Here is a 2,565-nt window from a genome sequence, read left to right on the forward strand (position 1 = left end):
TTAGCACTGCTTATTCCAGAATTCTGATCACCTAATTCCTTATAAACAACAGCATTGTTTTTTAAACGTCCTAATTTATTGATAACTTCTTGATCTGAAATAGATTGCATCATTAAGGCTTTTTGCTCATCATCTTTTGTTTCTTCATCTATTTCTTCATCTATTTCTTCATCATCTTTTGTTTCTTCATCTATTTCTTCATCATCTTTTGTTTCCTCATCTATTTCTTCTGTTATTTCATCTTCTTTTTTTATATCTGTCTTTTCACTTTCAGAAGATGTAGTACCTTCGTTCACCGTTTCATTATCTTCTTTTGATTCGAAAGAATTACCGTCAACAGTATTATCTTTATCATTTGAGTTAGATAAGTTCTCTTCTGAATCTCCTTTATCTACAGAAATATTTTCTGAGTTTTTTTCCTTTTCCATTAATTCGTCTTCGTCAGAAGTTTCCTGCTGGTTTTCCGCTTGCTCTTCTTTTGTTTCATTTGCCTCTATATCAGTTGTTTCAAGTTCAACATTATCGTCTATACTACTATTAGCAAATGTTATACTCGGTAAAAAAGAACCCAGCAACAATAGAACAATACTAAATAAATAAATAATTTTTTTCATAATTGCATACCTTCTCAAATTATTAGGTATATTTCCCCTCCTGAGATAATATTTTAAAATCTTTTCCCTTTAATTAAATATTCGTATATAATTATACCTAATTGACTTATAATCGGAAAGACTATTTTTTGTTTTTTTTATAAAAAAGGACAAATTATGACAATCCTATAACTGTGCTCAATTAATGAAATAAACATTACTATTTATAATAAAGCTATATTTTAACTTTCTTACTTATTACGGAAACGAAAATATAACTTTTCGGTTTGACCAAATTAATTTCTGATTATCAGACAGAGTATTGTCTTGGAGGGTTATTTTTGGATTTTTCCAGAATACCAACGACAAAACATCACTCTTATTCATTATTTATTTCAAACATGCAAATATTATTCAATGTTATTGAGCCAATTCATATAATATTCCCTTGATTTTTAATGAATATTTAGTATAGTGAATAAAACTCGTAACCCTAAGCCTTTTTTGTATTCCAAACTTTTTGTAACACAAAAAAAAGTTCTTCCCAAACTTTGTATAATAATAGTTGACTACACAATCATAAAATACTGGGAGATTACTTCTTAAGGCCATAATATCATAATAAGACAAATAAGTTTATTTGATATCCAAGAACTTTGTGATAAGAAACCCTTATTTCAGCTAATAATTTGAATCGTATATTTCACAAAAAATCTTCGAATAAGTAACACTCGCTAACTTCATAGAAGAAATTTATTATCGATGAAGCCGTCACCATTGGCGCGCCCCATTTATTGGCCAAATATAAAAAATCTATACCCCAAAAGCGCAGATATAAATCCTAGGAAGAACGCGAACAATATCTGAAAGAACAAACAGAAATAGAAACAGAAACGAATCATTTATTATATAAAAAGGAAATTGATACTCAATTAGATGTTCCTATAGAAGCATGGTGTGCTGAAGTATCTCAATTCCTAAAATTAGAAGATGTAAAAAAAGAATGCATAAAGTAAAAATGTGTTCTATTTTATATCTAAGATACGCTTGGGTATATGGGCGCACTCAACAGGTATATTCTACTTTCTCTTTTTTTCTTCTGGCAATCTGAAGGGTATGAAATCCATTATTGCCTATAAAATGCGACACGAAGGAACAGTTGCCAAATACGAAAACATTTTGCCTCGACCGTTTCCGAGAAGATTCCTATCGATATGACAGCTTTGATTCTAAATATGGAACATTAAAGTTTACGAGACAAAAGGAATGTAACGAGTGTTTACTCGCAAATGAAGCAATCTGTCAAAAAGTGTATAAAGTAAAGATACTCACAATTTAAGAAGGCATACTGTACCTCTCCACGGTTCAAAAGCTGAAAAAACAGCTTTAAAGAACGTTTGGCGATAGAACATGTCAATGTTTATCTAAAGGAGTTCTATTACTTTAATAATATTCGTTATATCACTGAAAAGCGTAGAAAAGTTCATTTTGTTATGATTGTTTGATTTTTAATGCTTCTAAATAAGTTACAGATTGTATCAATACAGAGCTTAGTCAACAAACTGCTACATAATTATTGCTTTTTTAAATATACTTTTGAAAATTCGGCTCTTTTTTTGTATTTTTAATAGGGACAATTACGAAGTTCATTCATGTGAAAAACGGTATGAAAATTGGCGGTTACCCCTAAAAGTTAGAGTTTTGTTATGCAGCTGATTGGCTGGATTGAGTTCGATATTCGACTGGACTCAATCCAGCCAATTTTTCTTTTGATCGTTTATGATTATACCAGTCGATATATTCTTCAATTCGTCTTTTTAATTCTCCATAGCTTACTAATTCTTCTTCATAGTACATTTCTTGCTTTAAAATGCTAAAGAAATTCTCCATCGAAGCATTATCTGCACAGGTTGCTTTACGTGACATGCTTTGGAATACTTTATTTTCTTTTAATGTCTTCACCCATTGGTTA

Annotated in this window: 2 protein-coding genes; both read right to left on the bottom strand. The window is 30.1% G+C overall.

Annotated features, from left to right (window positions below):
• Window positions 1-614 (bottom strand): hypothetical protein (locus OSO01_RS23100; RefSeq protein WP_186813755.1); only part of this gene is annotated, 614 nt, incomplete at its 3' end.
• 1,683 nt (window positions 615-2,297) lie between these two features.
• The coding region (locus OSO01_RS23105) for an IS3 family transposase (protein ID WP_147212806.1) at window positions 2,298-2,565 on the bottom strand (268 nt) is incomplete at its 5' end.

The sequence above is a fragment of the Oceanobacillus sojae genome, assembly GCF_007991515.1.
GTDB lineage: Bacteria > Bacillota > Bacilli > Bacillales > Amphibacillaceae > Oceanobacillus > Oceanobacillus sojae.